Source organism: Microvirga arvi (assembly GCF_016892765.1).
In the GTDB taxonomy this organism is placed as follows: domain Bacteria; phylum Pseudomonadota; class Alphaproteobacteria; order Rhizobiales; family Beijerinckiaceae; genus Microvirga; species Microvirga arvi.
In genome coordinates, this window is the sequence record NZ_JAFEMD010000088.1 from 1 (window position 1) to 14,552 (window position 14,552).

The window sequence follows — 14,552 nt, forward strand, 5'->3', positions numbered from 1 at the left end:
AAGGCTCGATGAGATCACGAAGGTTATAGAACTACGCCAGTGGTTTACAGCCTGAAAGTACCATCACTATAGATTCCTGAAGGCGCGCCGCAGGCGCGCCTTCTCGCTGGAAACGATGCGGTCAGCCTTTATATTCAGTGCTGAGCCGTGATTACTTCACTAGCCCAACGTCCTTGAGCACTTCAGTGGTGCGAACCTGCTCGGCTTTAACAAACTCGTCTAGAGCAGACCCCGTCAGGAAAATGTCATCCCACCCTTTGGCTGCGAGCATCTTCTTCCAGGGCTCGGATTTGGCAAGATCCTCAAACATCTTCGTAAGCCGCGAACGCTCTTCCGACTTGATGCCAGGTGGGGCAACGATCATGCGCCAGTTCGAAAGCTCAAGATTGATCCCGCTCTCTTTCAGGGTCGGGGCCCCGACATCCGGAAGCCGGTTTGGAGTCGAAATTGCCAGCAGACGCAATTTGCCCGCCTTGACCTGGCTCATGAACTCGCTCAGCGAATTGATACCTGTGGTCACCTTGCCGCCCAAAAGCGCACCGAGCGACTCGCCTCCCCCTGAAAAGGCAATGTAGTTGGTCTTGCTCGGATCGGCCCCTACATTTTTTGTGATTAGAGCCGCCAGGATGTGATCGGGCCCGCCTGCCGATCCGCCAGCCCAGGTGACCTTTGCCGGATCGGCTTTGATCATGGCAGCCAGCTCGGCCATAGTCTTAATAGGAGAAGCCGCCGGAACGGCGATTGCCTGCCACTCACCCGTCAGACGGGCAATCGGCGTGACCTGATCCAGACCAGTAGGCGACTTGTTGGTGATGATCGCGCCGACCATCACATATCCGCTCGCCATCAATTGGCTTGCATCTCCCTTAGCGCTGTTCACGAACTGGGCGATGCCGATGGTGCCGCCCGCTCCAGGTACGTTTGCGACTTGTACTGATTGGGCCAGACCCGCCTCTGTCAGAGCTTGGCCGACAGAGCGCGCCGTCTGATCCCATCCACCTCCTGGGGCGGCAGGTGCCATTATCTTGAGGCTGGGCACTTGTGCGACAACCGTTGACGGCAGTGCAGCACCAACAATCAACGCCAGTCCCAACAAGGTTCTGCGATTAACCTTCATCTTCGTCTCCTTCCCAGTCAAATGATGTGGCCGCCATCTCTATCGTGGCGGCTCCGGGAGAGCTGGTAGCAGCCCAGTGGATGCATCTAGATTCCTGCTTTGGCGTCAGGGATTCCAAGCGCCTTAGCCTTCGAAGGCGTCGGCTCATGCAAAGCGCGGCGTTCCTTTGCATAGCGAACGAGTGCGCCGAAGCGATAGATGCCGTGAACGAACTTGCTGTATGGCATGGTGATGAAGAAGCCGAACACGAACCCCATGTGGATGGCGAGCATTGTTCCCATGGCGGGCGTAGCTCGAAGGACCAGGAGAAGCAGGCCCGTCAGGCTCACGAGGAAGAGCATGACCGTAAAGGCCATCTCCATGCCGCGCCCGTTCTCGTCCTGCAGGGCCGGATCGCGCTTGAACTTCGCCCATATCAATCCTGCAGGCCCAATGAGAAGGCCGATCCCCCCCAAAGTTCCGAGAACAACCGGAAGGTCGTACCAGGGATAGGGAGCCTGCATGCCGAGGAGATAGTGATAGAGGGTCGCCGTACTCGTCGAGGCGAGGCAGAGAAAAAACCCGTAGAAGGTCAGATGATGGTAGAGGCGCCGTCGGTCGTTCGGCCGCTCGTCCTCATTGATGCACCCGGGGCCGCCGCCATCGAGATAGCGCAGCGCCATCGTGTCCTTCATCGCCTGCCAGACCGAGACGCCTTTGGTCAATGTCTCCCGGGTCTCCCCCATATCGCACCAGAACATGCGGAAGCCCATGATCAACGCCGTCATGGCGTAGAAGAAGGCCGCGCCGAATACGCCCGCCATCGCGTTGTGCGACATGATCTGGTAGAACGCGCCGGGGCCCGTCTGCACACCGAACATCACCGCCGGGTCGTTAATCGCCATCAGACCAAAGAAGAAGATGCCGACGCTGAGCGCTGCAATCAGGCTGATGGCCAGGCCGTTGCGCTCGAACAGCGGCGCCAACGCCCGCGGCCAGACGTAAAACTTGTATGAGTCGTTACGAACCTTCGCCAGCGTCTGCGGCACGTTGACGTTGAACTCGTGCGGCGGTGAGAACTGGCAGTCGGTATAGCACGCGCCGCAGCTATGGCAGAGATTGGCCAGATAGTTGAGATCCCCATCCGCGAAGGCGCGCCGCATTTCCATGGCTGGAAATACTGCGCAGAGTCCTTCGCAATAGCGACAGGAATTACAGACCGTCATGAGTCGATCTGCTTCCTCAAGAGCTTTAGTTGCGTGCATTTTTTGCGGCCTCTCGCCCGGCGATCCGCCCAAAGACGCTGCCGATTGTCATTCCGATGCCGGCGGCGTAGCCCTTGCCGAGGACATTGCCCGCCATGATTTCGCCAGCGGCGAACATGTTGGCCGAAGGAGAGCCGTCAGCCATGAGCATTCGCGATTCCTTGTTCACGCGTGTGCCAAGATAGGTGAAGGTGATGCCTGGACGGACCGGGTAGGCATAGAGCGGCGCCGTCTCGATCCGTCTGGCCCAGTGGGTCTTCGGCGGGGTCAGTCCTTCGGTTCGGCAGTCATCAAGGATCGTGTGGTCGAAAGTGCCGGGACGGACGGCCTGGTTGAAAGTCTCGACCGTGGTCTCGAGCGACTGCGGGTCGAGCCCGAGCTTGCCGGCGAGTTCCCGGATGCTGTCAGCCTTCACAGGCGGGTAGAGCGACGGCATGAACATCTCGAGGGAAGGACCGTCGAAGATGATATAGGCGATCTGGTCGGGTTGCGCCGCGACAAGGCGGCCCCAGATGGCATAGCGCTTGGGCCAGATGTCTTCACCTTCGTCGTAGAAGCGCTCGGCGTTTTTGTTCACCACAATACCGAAGACGACGCAGTCGAGCCGGGTGATGATGCCGCCATCGAACTTCGGTGCCCGCGCATCGATCGCTACCGCATGGCACTGAGTAGGATCGCCGATCTCCTGCACGCCCTTGTCCAGCAGCATCTTGAGCACGGAGCCCCGGTTATAGGGCGTGCCGCGGATGAGGAAGTTCTCGGCGACGTCGCCCCAGTACTGCTTCAGCCATTCGATGTTAGCCTCGAAGCCTCCCGCAGCCGCAACCAGGGCAGCCGCACTCACCTTGTGCCACTGCCCGCCATAGGCGACTGTGGCCGATTGGAACCTGCCATCCTGAACGTCGAGGTCGACGGCTTCTGCGTCGTAGAGCACGTCAACGCCAAGACCCTCTGCGGTGAGATAGAGCGCGTTCAGCATCGCCCTCCCTCCTCCAAGGAAGAACGAGTTCGTGCGGCCCAGGCTGAGCGTCCCGCCGAGCGATGGTTGCCAGCGCACGCCCTGCTCGACGATCCAGTTCAGAATGTCCTTAGACTCTCGGATCATGAAGCGAGCAAGTTCCTCGTCCGTCTGACCACCGGTGACCCGCAGAAGGTCTTCCCAGAACTCCTCCTCAGTGTAGGGGCCGGTCAGGATCTCGGTGGCCGTATCATGGGCGCAGCGCATGTTGCGGGTGTGACGCGTGTTGCCGCCGCGGTAGAACTTGGGAGCGGCCTCGAGCACGAGCACGGAGGCGCCGGACCGGCGAGCGCTGATAGCCGCACAGAGGGCAGCGTTCCCGCCGCCGATCACCAGGACGTCGTACCTGTTCGTCAGTTCGACCGGAGTAGCCCCGGCCCGGGCTGTCGTACGTGCGGCTCCTGTCACCTGCTCCGGCGGAAAGTCTCTCGACACCGCTGTTTCCACGTTCATCTCCCCATTCAGGCAATCTTTCAGGGTTCCAGCTGACGTGACCCCGAAGCAGTCCCTTGTTTGACAAACCAGACTCATAAGACGGGAGGTGGCAAAGGCTTGGCACTAAATTAAACATCCTCAGTGATGCCTGCCCAGTCGCTTCGCCGATGTGCCGGACAGCGGACCTTATTCCTCTCGGGATCAGCCTAGGTTCATATTGGATTTTTGAACACCTTTGTATACAAACAAATCCAAACGCACGCCCTAGTCAACCCCAATATTCAATGCTTGATAGAACTGGGCAGGATCCTCAGGAACACAAATGGCAGAGCAACCCTCCCACGAGTTGGAACTGGTTGGCCGAAATTCCGGCATGCCACTGGGCGAGGCGGTCTTCAGATCGCTCTGCCAGGCTTTGCGTGTCGGGATTTACCGCCCAGGCGACCGGTTGCGGGAGGAGGAGGTCGCGCAACGCCTCCAGGTCAGCCGCACGCCGGTTCGAGAGGCCCTCGGACGCCTTCTGGCAAAGGGTTTTGTTGAGCCTGCAAGTGGACGGGGTCTGGTCGTGCGTAGCCTTGGCACCGCCGAGGTTCTTGAGCTCTACGCCATGCGCGAGATCCTGGAAGGCGCCGCGGCCCGCCTGGCGGCCCAGCATGCCTCGCGCTCGGAGGTCGACGGTCTTGTTGATCTGGAGAATGCCTTCGAGGCTCGGGCGGACGACCCTGCCGAGATGGCGCGGCTCAATCGGGCCTTCCACGAGATGATCTTCCGGTCTGCCCGGAACCGGTACCTCGACAGCGCCTTGCAGGAGCTTCAGGACGGGATTGCCCTCTTGGGCGCGACAACGTTCAGCATCGGCGGCAGGCCATCGACGGCTGCTGAGGAACACCGTGCCCTCATCGAGGCCATCGCCGCACGCGATGCCGACCGGGCCGAGAGCCTGGCAAGGGCGCACATCCGGGAAGCCTTAAGGTCACGTCTGAAGTTGTTGCAGGACCGCTAGTGAAAACAGGCTCGGAATAAGGCCAAGAATAGCGGTTAGCTCCTGCGAAACGTCTGGTCTGGGTTAACTTGGGAAGTTCAGGCATGCCCTCCGAAGGTCTGCTCACCACGGGAGAACAGACCTTCCGGCCTGATCACAGGCCGTACTTTGACAGCACTGCGGCTACGCTGAGGGTCAGATCAAGAGCAGGCGTCAAACGACTCACTTCGTCGTCCGCACTCTTGGGTTCGACTTAGCTCTGATCGGTGTCACCCTCTGCGCCCAGACGCCTGGCTACCTATTGGCTACCTGGAAGAAAATGGCTCAAAGGGCAGATGCCGGCAACCCTTTGATATTGTTGGTGAGCGCGCTGGGACTCGAACCCAGGACCCTCTGATTAAAAGTCAGATGCTCTACCGGCTGAGCTACGCGCTCCCAGAGGTGAGCCCGAGATAGGGGGTCTGGGACCTCAGGTCAATCGAAAAGCCCTGCCTTACGGCCTTGTTCCCCCGCCACGAACCCGGAAAGAGGCTTTTTTTCGGGCAATCTTTCGAGAGGAGCCGATTCGGCCTCTGGGTAGCTCAGCCTTCCGACACCATGGCCATGTTATCGGCGTGCTGCCCCTGCTCCGCCTTGCTGTCCCGCTCGCCCTTGGCCCAGCCTTCCTTCACCTCGCCGATATAGCTCTCAAGGCGGCCCTCGGTGATCGCCTTGCGCAGGCCGGCCATGAGTTCCTGATAATAGGCCAGGTTGTTCCAGGTCAGCAGCATCATCCCCAGGATCTCGTTGGAACGGACGAGATGGTGGAGATAGGCCCGGGAATACGTGTTGGAGGCCGTGCATTTCGAGCTCTCGTCGAGAGGGCTCGTATCCTCGGCGAAGCGGGCGTTGCGCAGATTCATGCGGCCGTGACGGGTGAAGACCTGGCCATGGCGGCCAGCGCGGGTGGGCATGACGCAATCGAACATGTCGACGCCCCGGCGCACGGCCTCCACGATATCGTCCGGGGTGCCGACACCCATGAGGTAGCGGGGCTTGGCGTCCGGCATGTGCGGCTCGACCGTTTCGATCATCCGCAGCATCACCTCCTGCGGCTCGCCGACTGCGAGGCCACCGATGGCATAGCCCTTCAGGTCGAGGGCCGCGAGTTCCTTCGCGCTCGCAATGCGCAGCCGCTCCACCGCCCCGCCCTGGACGATCCCGAACATGGCCTTGCCGGGCTGCTCGCCGAAGGCGACCCGGCAGCGCTCCGCCCAGCGCAAGGAGAGGTGCATGGCCTTATCGGCCACCTCGTCGGAGCACGGCAGCTTCACGCATTCGTCGAGCTGCATCTGGATGTCTGAGCCGAGCAGGCCCTGGATCTCGATGGAGCGCTCAGGCGTCAGCACATGGGTCGACCCGTCGATATGAGACTGGAAGGTCACACCCGTCTCGTCGATCTTGCGCAGGGCCGACAGGGACATGACCTGGAAGCCGCCGGAATCGGTGAGAATCGGATAAGGCCAGTTCATGAATTGATGCAGCCCGCCGAGCCGTGCGACACGCTCCGCACCGGGGCGGAGCATGAGATGATAGGTGTTGCCGAGCACCACGTCTGCGCCGAGCGCCTTCACCTGGTCGGGATACATGGCCTTCACGGTGGCGGCTGTGCCGACCGGCATGAAGGCCGGCGTGCGGATGACGCCGCGAGGCATCCGGATCTCTCCGGTGCGCGCCGCCCCGTCGGTCTTGTTGACGGTGAAGGTGAAGGTCTCGGTGGTCATTCAGAAACTCTCTGTGTCATTCCCGGTCGAAGCGCAGCGAAGAGGAAGGGAATCCATAACCGTTGCGCCTCATCAATGGATTCCCTTCCCGGTCCCTCAGACCGCCGGGGATAACAGAAGGGTCAACGCCGGAACAGCAAGCTCGCATCGCCATAGGAGTAGAAACGATAGCCTGTTTCGACCGCATGGGCATAGGCCGCCTTCATGGAATCCAGGCCTGAGAAAGCCGAAACCAGCATGAACAGGGTCGAGCGGGGCAGGTGAAAATTCGTCATCAGCACGTCCACCGCCTTGAAGCGGTAGCCGGGCGTGATGAAGATGGCCGTGTCGGCGGAGAAGGGGGCGATCGTGCCGTCCTCCCGGGCGGCGCTCTCGAGCAACCGCAGGGAGGTGGTGCCCACCGCCACGATGCGCCCTCCCCGCGCCCGTGCCGCGTTGAGCGCCTGCGCGGTCTCCTCCGAGACGGATCCCCATTCCGCATGCATCCGATGCTCGGCGGTGTCCTCCGCCTTCACCGGCAGGAAGGTGCCGGCACCCACATGAAGGGTCACGAAATGCCGACTGACGCCGTGCTCGTCGAGACGGCGGAAGAGGCTGTCGGTGAAATGCAGGCCGGCGGTCGGGGCAGCCACAGCGCCCTCATCCTTGGCATAAACCGTCTGGTAGTCGCGCAGATCCTTTTCGTCGGTCGGGCGCTTGCCGGCAATGTAGGGCGGCAGGGGCAACTCGCCGAGGCGGGCGATCGCCTCGTCGAGGAATGCTCCGGCGAACGAGAAGCGCAAAGCCACGTCACCCCCCTCGCCTTTCTCCTCGACCTCCGCATCGAGCCGCACGAGTTCGCAGGCCGTGCTCTCCGAGGCTTCGCCGAAGCGGATGCGATCGCCCACGTTGAGCTTCTTGGCGGGCCGGGCAAAGGCGCGCCAGCGGTCGGCCCCTTCACGCTTGTGCAGCATGATCTCGACGCGGGCGGCCGTCTCTTCGCGGACGCGCAGGCCATAGAGCCGGGAGGGGATGACCTTGGTATCGTTGAGCACCAGCACGTCGCCGGGCTGCAGCAGATCGGGCAGGTCGCGGACGATGCGGTCCTCAAGACCCGCTTCCGGCCGGACCACGAGCATGCGCGCCGCATCGCGCGGCTCCACGGGGCGGAGCGCGATGCTGCTTTCAGGGAGTTCGAAATCGAACAGGTCGACGCGCATGGTTACTTTCAGCTGTCATCCCGGACGCCGCAGGCGATCCGGGATCGCGTGACGGGAATGGCGATCCATCCTGCAAGCGATCCCGGGTTCCGCGCTGCAGCCCCGGGAGGACGCCTTATCTTATTTAAGCCGCGTCCGCCGCGACCTTCATGGAGACGATGCGGTCAGGATCGCGCACGGGTTCGCCGCGCTTGATCTTGTCCACGTTCTCCATGCCTTCGGTCACCTTGCCCCAGACGGTGTACTGCTTGTCGAGGAAGCGTGCATCGTCGAAGCAGATGAAGAACTGCGAGTTCGCGGAGTGGGGGGCGTTTGTGCGGGCCATGGAGCAGGTGCCGCGCACATGCGGCTCGGCATTGAACTCGGCCTTGAGGTCCGGAAGGTCGGAGCCGCCGGTGCCGGTGCCCGTCGGGTCGCCGGTCTGGGCCATGAAGCCCTCGATCACCCGGTGGAACGGCACGTTGTTATAGAATCCCTGCCGGGCGAGGGTCTTGATGCGCTCCACATGGCCCGGAGCGAGATCGGGGCGCAGTTCGATGACCACGCGGCCCTTGGTGGTCTCCAGGATGAGGGTGTTTTCGGGGTCTGCCATGGGAATCTCCTTCGATGATGGCGTGTATTTAGGAATTGCGACGGCCAGCCCCTATAGGCGCTGGTATTTCTCGGGCATCGGCGCGTCGATGAATCGGAAAGTGAACGGTCGTCCGGCTACGGCCGCGCCGAGCTTCTCGCTGAAGGGCATCGGCGAACAGCGGACCAGGGCCTCCCTCACGGCCCGCGTGAAGGCCTCGCGGTTCTCGGCATCTGGTTCGCCGGCCCGGTAATGGGTGATCATCGGCTTACCCAAAACCTCGCCGTTCCGCTTGAAGCTGATCCGGATGGTCACTTCCTGACCGGTATAGTGCACGCTCCCCGGCTGCCAGCAGACCTGCATGGCGCGTCCGATGTCGTTGAGGGTATCGACGACCTTCGGTGGCTCGGCACGGGGGTTGGGCCAGACCATCGCGTTGAAGCTCTGCGGCAGGGATGGAGGCGGCTCGATTCTGTCCTGATAATCGTCCGGATCGTCAAAGCGTCCCACCTGCGCGAGAGCCGGCGCAGCCGAACCCAGGCTCAAGAGGAGCACGATAGTCCATCCACCATATGACCGCGGAGCGCGCATCACTTCGCGTCGGCGGCGAGCTGCATCTTCACGATCTTGTCGGGGCTCGACACCATGCCGTTTGCAGCCTGATTGCCCTTCTTGATCTTGTCGACCACGTCCATGCCGGACACGACCTCGCCGAACAGGGTGTACTGGCCGGTGAGCGGGCCGCAGCCGTCATAGCAGATGAAGAACTGGCTGTTCGCGGAATCAGGGCTCTGGGACCGTGCCATGCCGACCGAGCCGCGCTTGTACTGGGTGGGGGTGAACTCGGCCGGAAGGTTTGGGAGGCTGGACTTGCCCGTGCCGGTGCCGGTCGGATCACCCGTCTGGGCCATGAAACCATCGATCACCCGGTGGAAGACGACGCCGTTGTAGAACCCCTGCTTCGTCAAGGCCTTGATCTGCTCCACGTGCTTGGGCGCAAGATCAGGGCGCAGGCGGATGGTGACACGGCCGTCCTTGGTGTCGAGGAGAACCGTGTTCTGCGGGTCGCCGGCCTGCTGGGCAATGGCCGGAACGAGGCCGGCGAGCACGAGCGCTCCGGCTGCGAGCAAACGCTTCATGGGTGAATGTCTCCCTGTGGATGATGAACTTATGGCCGCCTGAATTTGGCCTTCAGGCGCTCCGCGACAAGCCCCGGCACGAAGGCCGACACATCGCCGCCCATCCCTGCGATCTGCCGCACAAGCGTGGCGGTGATGGGGCGCACAGTGGGCGAGGCCGGGAAGAAGAGGGTCTGGACCTCGGGCGCCATCGTGGCATTCATGGAGGCCATCTGGATCTCGTAGTCGAAATCCGTGCCGTCACGCAGGCCGCGAACGATGAGAGCGGCGCCGTGGCGGTGGGCTGCCTCGACGGCCAGATCGCTGAAGGTCACCACATCCAGTGCGACTCCCCTCGCATGCAGCATCGGTCCGCAGACCTCGCGCAGCATGTCGGCCCGTTCCTCGGCCGAGAAGATCGGCGCCTTTGAGGAATGGACGCCGATGGCGACCACGATCCTGTCCGCCACGCTGCAGGCCTGGCGCAGGACGTCCAGATGGCCGTTGGTGACGGGATCGAAGCTGCCGGTATAGAGGGCTGTGCGGGTCATGAGGCCAAGGCGTAGCCGGATTGGGGCTGCTGAGCAAGCCGTGCGTTGGCACACGGCGGGCCGGACGGGGGCGTGGAATATTCCAGCTAACCTAAAGTCAAGGTTTCAGGAGATCACCATGATTGTTCGCCTCTGCATCGTCTTCGCTACTGCTATCGCCGTATTGAGCCCGGCGGCTCTGGCGAGCCTCTCGTAATCTGGCCTCTCCGACAGCCTAAATCGTGCTGCGTCCTGCGCTCCTCATCTCTGGTCTCGCCCTGAATGCCGGCCACGCATCTGCGGAGGAGCTCAGTTGCCAAGGCTCCTTCGCCAGGAACACGGATCATAAGCGACTTGTTGCAGCCCTCGTTATCGTGAACCTGCGCTCGGAGGCTTTTCACCCGTGAGCCCTTCGAAACATCCGGCGACAACCGCCCGATTGCCTTTGTCCAAGCGATGGAGATGAGACTCCCTTCCGTAGCTTTGTTACGTTAGTATCGCTGCAACAAGGGGGGTCCGATGTCGCGCCTTTTACGTCTTCTAGGCTCTTGGAGCCTTTATCTCAGCCTCGTCCTCGCGCCGATCTGTACATTCGAGGCCATTGCCGAGACCACGAAGAGCCCGATACCGGCCCATGTGAAACACATCGACGGTTATCCCTTCCCGGCGGAAGTTGCCGGCCTTCGGAGAGGACAGAAAACCGACTATAACACCTCCGGCCTGGGCTTCAGCGTCCGTTACGAAAAGCCGGGCGAAACCTGGGCCGATGTCTACATCTACGATCTGGGTCAGAACCTGAGCTCCATGGACAGGCGCAAGGCCTCGCTCGATCAGCGGGATGCGGCCCTCAAGGACATTGATTCTACGGTCTCCTCCGGCTCCTATCAGAACGCAGCACTCATCGCGAAGACGGAGGCCGCCTCATTTGCGAAAGCCCATGTGGCCATTACGCAGAACAGCAAGACCCGAGACTCATATGTGTTCGTCACGGTCCGCAAGGGCAATTTCGTGAAAATCCGCCTCACGACCGCGGCTGATAATCCGGACCGGCTGGCCGACCGCTTCGCCTCGGAATACGCCCGACTGCTCAGCAAGTGACAAACAAAAGGGCGCCGCTGGGCGCCCTTTGTTTTTGAATATGGCCAAGGGATCCTACTCTTCCGCAGCCTCGCCGCCCTCGGTCGAGGAATCGTCGACGCCCTCGCCGTTCTCGTCTTCCTCACCCTCGACATGCTCGACGGAGACGACCTTCTCCTTGTCCTTGGTCGAGAAGACGGTGACGCCCTGCGAGTTGCGGCCGACGACACGGATGCCGTCCACCGGCACGCGGATCAGCTGGCCGCCATCGGTGACGAGCATGATCTGGTCGGAGCTCTCGACCGGGAACGAGGCCACGAGCTTGCCGTTGCGGCTGTTGACCGCCATGGCCGTGATGCCTTTGCCGCCGCGTCCCGTGATGCGGTACTCGTAGGAGAGGGTGCGCTTGCCGTAGCCCTTCTCGGAGAGGGTCAGGATGCACTGTTCCTGCGCGCTCATCTGAGCATAACGCTCCTGCGAGAGGGAGAAGTTCTCGCCTGAAGCCTCCTCGGCCTCGTCCGCAGCATCGGCATCAGACCCCATCTGCTCGCCTGTGACCGCGCGGCGCATCTTGAGATAGGCCGCCCTCTCCTCGCCCGTGGCTTCCACGTGGCGCAGGATCGCCATGGAGATGATGTCGTCGCCCGAGGCCAGATTGATGCCGCGCACGCCCATGGAATCGCGGCCCTTGAAGACGCGCACGTCCGTGACCGGGAAGCGGATGCACTGGCCCTTGGCCGTGGTGAGCAGAACGTCGTCGTTCTCGGAACAGATCTGCACGTCGACGATGTGCTCGCCCTCGTCCAGCTTCATGGCGATCTTGCCGCCGCGATTGACCTGCACGAAGTCCGACAGCTTGTTGCGGCGCACCGTTCCGCGAGAGGTGGCGAACATCACGTCCAGCTTGTCCCAGGATGCCTCGTCCTCGGGCAGCGGCATGATGGTGGTGATGCGCTCGCCCTGCTTGATGGGCAGCATGTTCACCAGGGCCTTGCCCTTGGCATTGGGAGCCGCCAGCGGCAGGCGCCACACCTTCTCCTTGTAGGCCTGGCCTTCGGACGAGAAGAAGATGACCGGCGTATGGGTGTTCGCCACGAAGAGACGGGTGACGAAATCCTCGTCCCGCGTCGTCATGGCGGAGCGGCCCTTGCCGCCGCGGCGCTGCGCCCGGTAGGTCGAGAGCGGCACGCGCTTGATGTAGCCGGCATGGGACACGGTGACGACCATGTCTTCGCGGGCAATCAGGTCCTCGTCGTCCAGATCCGAGTCCCAATCCACGATCTGCGTTTTGCGCGGCGTGGCGAAGGTGTTGCGGATCTCGGTCAGCTCGTCCCTGATGATGGACATGATGCGGACACGGGAGCGCAGGATATCGAGGTAATCCGAGATCTCGGCCGCGAGCTTCGACAGCTCGTCGCCGACCTCGTCCCGACCGAGCGCGGTGAGGCGTTGCAGGCGCAGGTCGAGGATGGCACGGGCCTGGGTCTCAGAGAGACGGTAGGTGCCGTCCTCGTTGATCCTGTGGCGCGGATCGTCCACCAGCGCGATGAGCGGCGCGATGTCGTGCGCCGGCCAGTCGCGGCCCATGAGGGATTCGCGGGCCGCGTTCGGATCAGGCGCCGTGCGGATAAGGCGGATGACCTCGTCGATGTTGGCGACTGCGATGGCGAGGCCGCACAGCACGTGGGCGCGTTCGCGGGCCTTGTTGAGCAGGTACTTGGTCCGGCGGGAGACGACCTCCTCGCGGAAGTCGACGAAGGCCCGGATCAGGTCCTTCAGGTTCATCAGCTCCGGACGGCCGCCGTTGAGCGCCACCATGTTGGCGCCGAAGCTCGTCTGGAGCGGGGTGTAGCGGTAGAGCTGGTTGAGCACCACGTCGGCCATGGCATCGCGCTTGATCTCGACCACGATGCGCATGCCGTCGCGATCGGATTCGTCGCGCAGGTCGGAGATGCCCTCGATCTTCTTCTCGCGCACCAGCTCGGCGATCTTCTCGATCAGCGAGGCCTTGTTCACCTGATAGGGAATCTCGGTGAAGATGATCGCCTCGCGGTCCTTGCGGATCTCCTCGATCTCGGACTTGGCCCGCATGATGACGGAGCCGCGGCCCGTGGTGTAGGCCGAGCGGGCGCCTGCACGCCCGAGGATCAGAGCGCCGGTCGGAAAGTCCGGGCCGGGGATGATCTCGATCAGCTCCTCGGCCGAAACGTCGGGATTTTCCATGAAGGCCAGGCAGCCGTCGATGACCTCGCCGAGATTGTGGGGAGGCATGTTGGTGGCCATGCCGACCGCGATGCCGCCGGCGCCGTTGACGAGCAGGTTCGGATAGCGCGCCGGCAGAACCGCCGGCTCGTCTTTGGACTCGTCGTAGTTGGGTGTGAAATCGACCGTGTCCTTGTCGATGTCGTCGAGGAGTGGCATCGCCGCCTTGGCGAGACGGGACTCGGTGTAGCGCATGGCCGCCGGCGGATCGCCGTCCACGGAGCCGAAATTGCCCTGCCCGTCCACGAGCATAACGCGCATGGCGAAGTCCTGAGCCATGCGGACCAAGGCGTCGTAGATCGATTGGTCGCCGTGCGGGTGGTATTGACCCATCACGTCGCCGACGATGCGGGCGGACTTCACGTATTTCTTGTCGGGCGTGTAGCCGTTTTCATGCATCGAGTAGAGGATGCGCCGGTGCACGGGCTTGAGGCCGTCGCGCGCATCGGGCAGAGCGCGGCTCACGATCACGCTCATGGCGTAATCGAGATACGAGCGCTTCATCTCGTCGACGATGGAAATCAGCTTGATGTCGCTGGCCGGCTGGTCCCCGCCGGGGCCGCCGGAGCGGATATCGTTCGGATCGGTCAAGGTTGGTCTTTCTTAAAACGGTCTGCCCTTTCGCGAGAGGCGGCTTTTTTCGTGCCGCTTCGTCAAGCCGTCCGGCAGGCCCGCGAATCCAATTGAAATCAGGCTCTTACATGGGGGAGAACGCCGCCTTTTTCAAGCGTTTTGACGGGTTTTCCAGAGGCAAGGGAAGAGGCGAAATCCATTTACGTTTCAGCAACTTATTGTCGGGTCGAGCCTGGCGGGCGGCAGGGCCGCGCCTGTGGCACTTTCGCAAGGTGGCCAGGGGGATGAGACACCGGCTCAGCCATTGGGTGCAAGCTGCTGATCCGTCTGCATTTTATCGCATTCAGACGGCTCCATGCTTGCGCTTACCCCGGGATCTGCGTCTCGTGCCGTCATCCCGGACGGCGCAGCTGATCCAGAATTGCGGGCAGAACCAAGCGCCTGAACCTCGCCGCTGTCATCCCCGCGCAGGCGGGGATCCATAACCACGGCAGTTGGAGGAAAGGCGCAGCGGCCTCTGCTTTGCTCATTCTGCACCGTCAGCGGCTATGGATCCCGGGCTCTGCCGCGCAGCCCCGGGATGACGGCGCTTTCCTGGTCTTGCGATCCCGGATCGGCTGCGCCGTCCGGGATGACGCTGATGGTCGGGTGTCAAAGAGCCAG

The 14,552-nt window shown here is 62.4% G+C and carries 12 protein-coding genes and 1 tRNA gene; 2 read left to right on the forward strand and 11 right to left on the reverse strand.

All coding sequences use genetic code 11. The features are described 5' to 3' along the window. Nucleotides 1-151: 151 nt before the first annotated feature. The 3 genes from ILT44_RS27820 to tcuA form a co-directional block, all read right to left on the reverse strand. Complete coding sequence (locus tag ILT44_RS27820; RefSeq protein ID WP_204242861.1) at nt 152-1,117, reverse strand: Bug family tripartite tricarboxylate transporter substrate binding protein; 966 nt, start codon at nt 1,115-1,117, stop codon at nt 152-154. Nucleotides 1,118-1,203: 86 nt separating this feature from the next. Next, nucleotides 1,204-2,361 carry a tricarballylate utilization 4Fe-4S protein TcuB gene (gene tcuB / locus ILT44_RS27825; RefSeq protein ID WP_239468588.1) on the reverse strand — a complete coding sequence of 386 codons (1,158 nt, stop codon included), beginning with the start codon at nt 2,359-2,361 and terminating at the stop codon, nt 1,204-1,206. Further along, nucleotides 2,348-3,736 carry an FAD-dependent tricarballylate dehydrogenase TcuA gene (gene tcuA, locus ILT44_RS27830; RefSeq protein WP_239468589.1) on the reverse strand — a complete coding sequence of 463 codons (1,389 nt, stop codon included), beginning with the start codon at nt 3,734-3,736 and terminating at the stop codon, nt 2,348-2,350. The genes tcuB and tcuA overlap by 14 nt, the downstream gene beginning before the upstream one ends. A 400-nt stretch (nt 3,737-4,136) precedes the next feature. Between tcuA and ILT44_RS27835 the strand changes: the two genes are divergently transcribed. Further along, entirely contained in the window at nt 4,137-4,817 is a 681-nt protein-coding gene (locus ILT44_RS27835; protein ID WP_204242864.1) for a GntR family transcriptional regulator, read from the forward strand. Nucleotides 4,818-5,155: 338 nt separating this feature from the next. On the opposite strand, the gene ILT44_RS27840 is transcribed toward ILT44_RS27835, so the two are convergent. The 7 genes from ILT44_RS27840 to coaD form a co-directional block, all read right to left on the reverse strand. After that, a tRNA-Lys gene (locus ILT44_RS27840) sits at nt 5,156-5,231 on the reverse strand. A 146-nt stretch (nt 5,232-5,377) separates the two neighbouring features. Next, a complete protein-coding gene (tgt, locus tag ILT44_RS27845) occupies nt 5,378-6,559 on the reverse strand; it encodes a tRNA guanosine(34) transglycosylase Tgt (protein WP_204242865.1) in 1,182 nt (393 codons plus the stop codon). 122 nt (nt 6,560-6,681) lie between these two features. Then, the gene (queA, locus tag ILT44_RS27850; protein WP_204242866.1) at nt 6,682-7,758 is read right to left on the reverse strand and encodes a tRNA preQ1(34) S-adenosylmethionine ribosyltransferase-isomerase QueA; all 1,077 of its coding nucleotides are present in this window, start codon (nt 7,756-7,758) and stop codon (nt 6,682-6,684) included. Between the two features lie 124 nt (nt 7,759-7,882). Continuing rightward, complete coding sequence (locus tag ILT44_RS27855) at nt 7,883-8,350, reverse strand: peptidylprolyl isomerase (protein WP_204242867.1); 468 nt, start codon at nt 8,348-8,350, stop codon at nt 7,883-7,885. Nucleotides 8,351-8,401: 51 nt separating this feature from the next. Further along, complete coding sequence (locus ILT44_RS27860) at nt 8,402-8,884, reverse strand: UCP034077 family protein (protein WP_204242868.1); 483 nt, start codon at nt 8,882-8,884, stop codon at nt 8,402-8,404. A 35-nt stretch (nt 8,885-8,919) separates the two neighbouring features. Then, nucleotides 8,920-9,468 carry a peptidylprolyl isomerase gene (locus tag ILT44_RS27865; RefSeq protein ID WP_204242869.1) on the reverse strand — a complete coding sequence of 183 codons (549 nt, stop codon included), beginning with the start codon at nt 9,466-9,468 and terminating at the stop codon, nt 8,920-8,922. Nucleotides 9,469-9,497: 29 nt separating this feature from the next. Then, on the reverse strand, nt 9,498-9,998 hold the full coding sequence (coaD, locus tag ILT44_RS27870; RefSeq protein WP_204242870.1) for a pantetheine-phosphate adenylyltransferase: 501 nt from the start codon (nt 9,996-9,998) through the stop codon (nt 9,498-9,500). A 498-nt stretch (nt 9,999-10,496) separates the two neighbouring features. Here coaD and ILT44_RS27875 point away from each other — a divergent pair, with 498 nt between their 5' ends. Beyond that, nucleotides 10,497-11,075 (forward strand): hypothetical protein, encoded by a 579-nt coding sequence (locus ILT44_RS27875; RefSeq protein ID WP_204242871.1) that lies wholly within the window; start codon nt 10,497-10,499, stop codon nt 11,073-11,075. A 54-nt stretch (nt 11,076-11,129) separates the two neighbouring features. On the opposite strand, the gene gyrA is transcribed toward ILT44_RS27875, so the two are convergent. Further along, nucleotides 11,130-13,820, reverse strand: a complete 2,691-nt coding sequence (gyrA, locus tag ILT44_RS27880; RefSeq protein WP_204242872.1) for a DNA gyrase subunit A — start codon at nt 13,818-13,820, stop codon at nt 11,130-11,132. Nucleotides 13,821-14,552 lie beyond the last annotated feature (732 nt).

Bases quoted from the DNA above. Each gene is read 5' to 3' on its own strand.
- ILT44_RS27820 (WP_204242861.1), bottom strand. From the start codon at position 1,117: ATGAAGGTTAATCGCAGAACCTTGTTGGGACTGGCGTTGATTGTTGGT.
- tcuB (WP_239468588.1), bottom strand. From the start codon at position 2,361: ATGCACGCAACTAAAGCTCTTGAGGAAGCAGATCGACTCATGACGGTC.
- ILT44_RS27835 (WP_204242864.1), top strand. From the start codon at position 4,137: ATGGCAGAGCAACCCTCCCACGAGTTGGAACTGGTTGGCCGAAATTCC.
- tgt (WP_204242865.1), bottom strand. From the start codon at position 6,559: ATGACCACCGAGACCTTCACCTTCACCGTCAACAAGACCGACGGGGCG.
- queA (WP_204242866.1), bottom strand. From the start codon at position 7,758: ATGCGCGTCGACCTGTTCGATTTCGAACTCCCTGAAAGCAGCATCGCG.
- ILT44_RS27855 (WP_204242867.1), bottom strand. From the start codon at position 8,350: ATGGCAGACCCCGAAAACACCCTCATCCTGGAGACCACCAAGGGCCGC.
- ILT44_RS27865 (WP_204242869.1), bottom strand. From the start codon at position 9,468: ATGAAGCGTTTGCTCGCAGCCGGAGCGCTCGTGCTCGCCGGCCTCGTT.
- coaD (WP_204242870.1), bottom strand. From the start codon at position 9,998: ATGACCCGCACAGCCCTCTATACCGGCAGCTTCGATCCCGTCACCAAC.
- ILT44_RS27875 (WP_204242871.1), top strand. From the start codon at position 10,497: ATGTCGCGCCTTTTACGTCTTCTAGGCTCTTGGAGCCTTTATCTCAGC.
- gyrA (WP_204242872.1), bottom strand. From the start codon at position 13,820: ATGAAGCGCTCGTATCTCGATTACGCCATGAGCGTGATCGTGAGCCGC.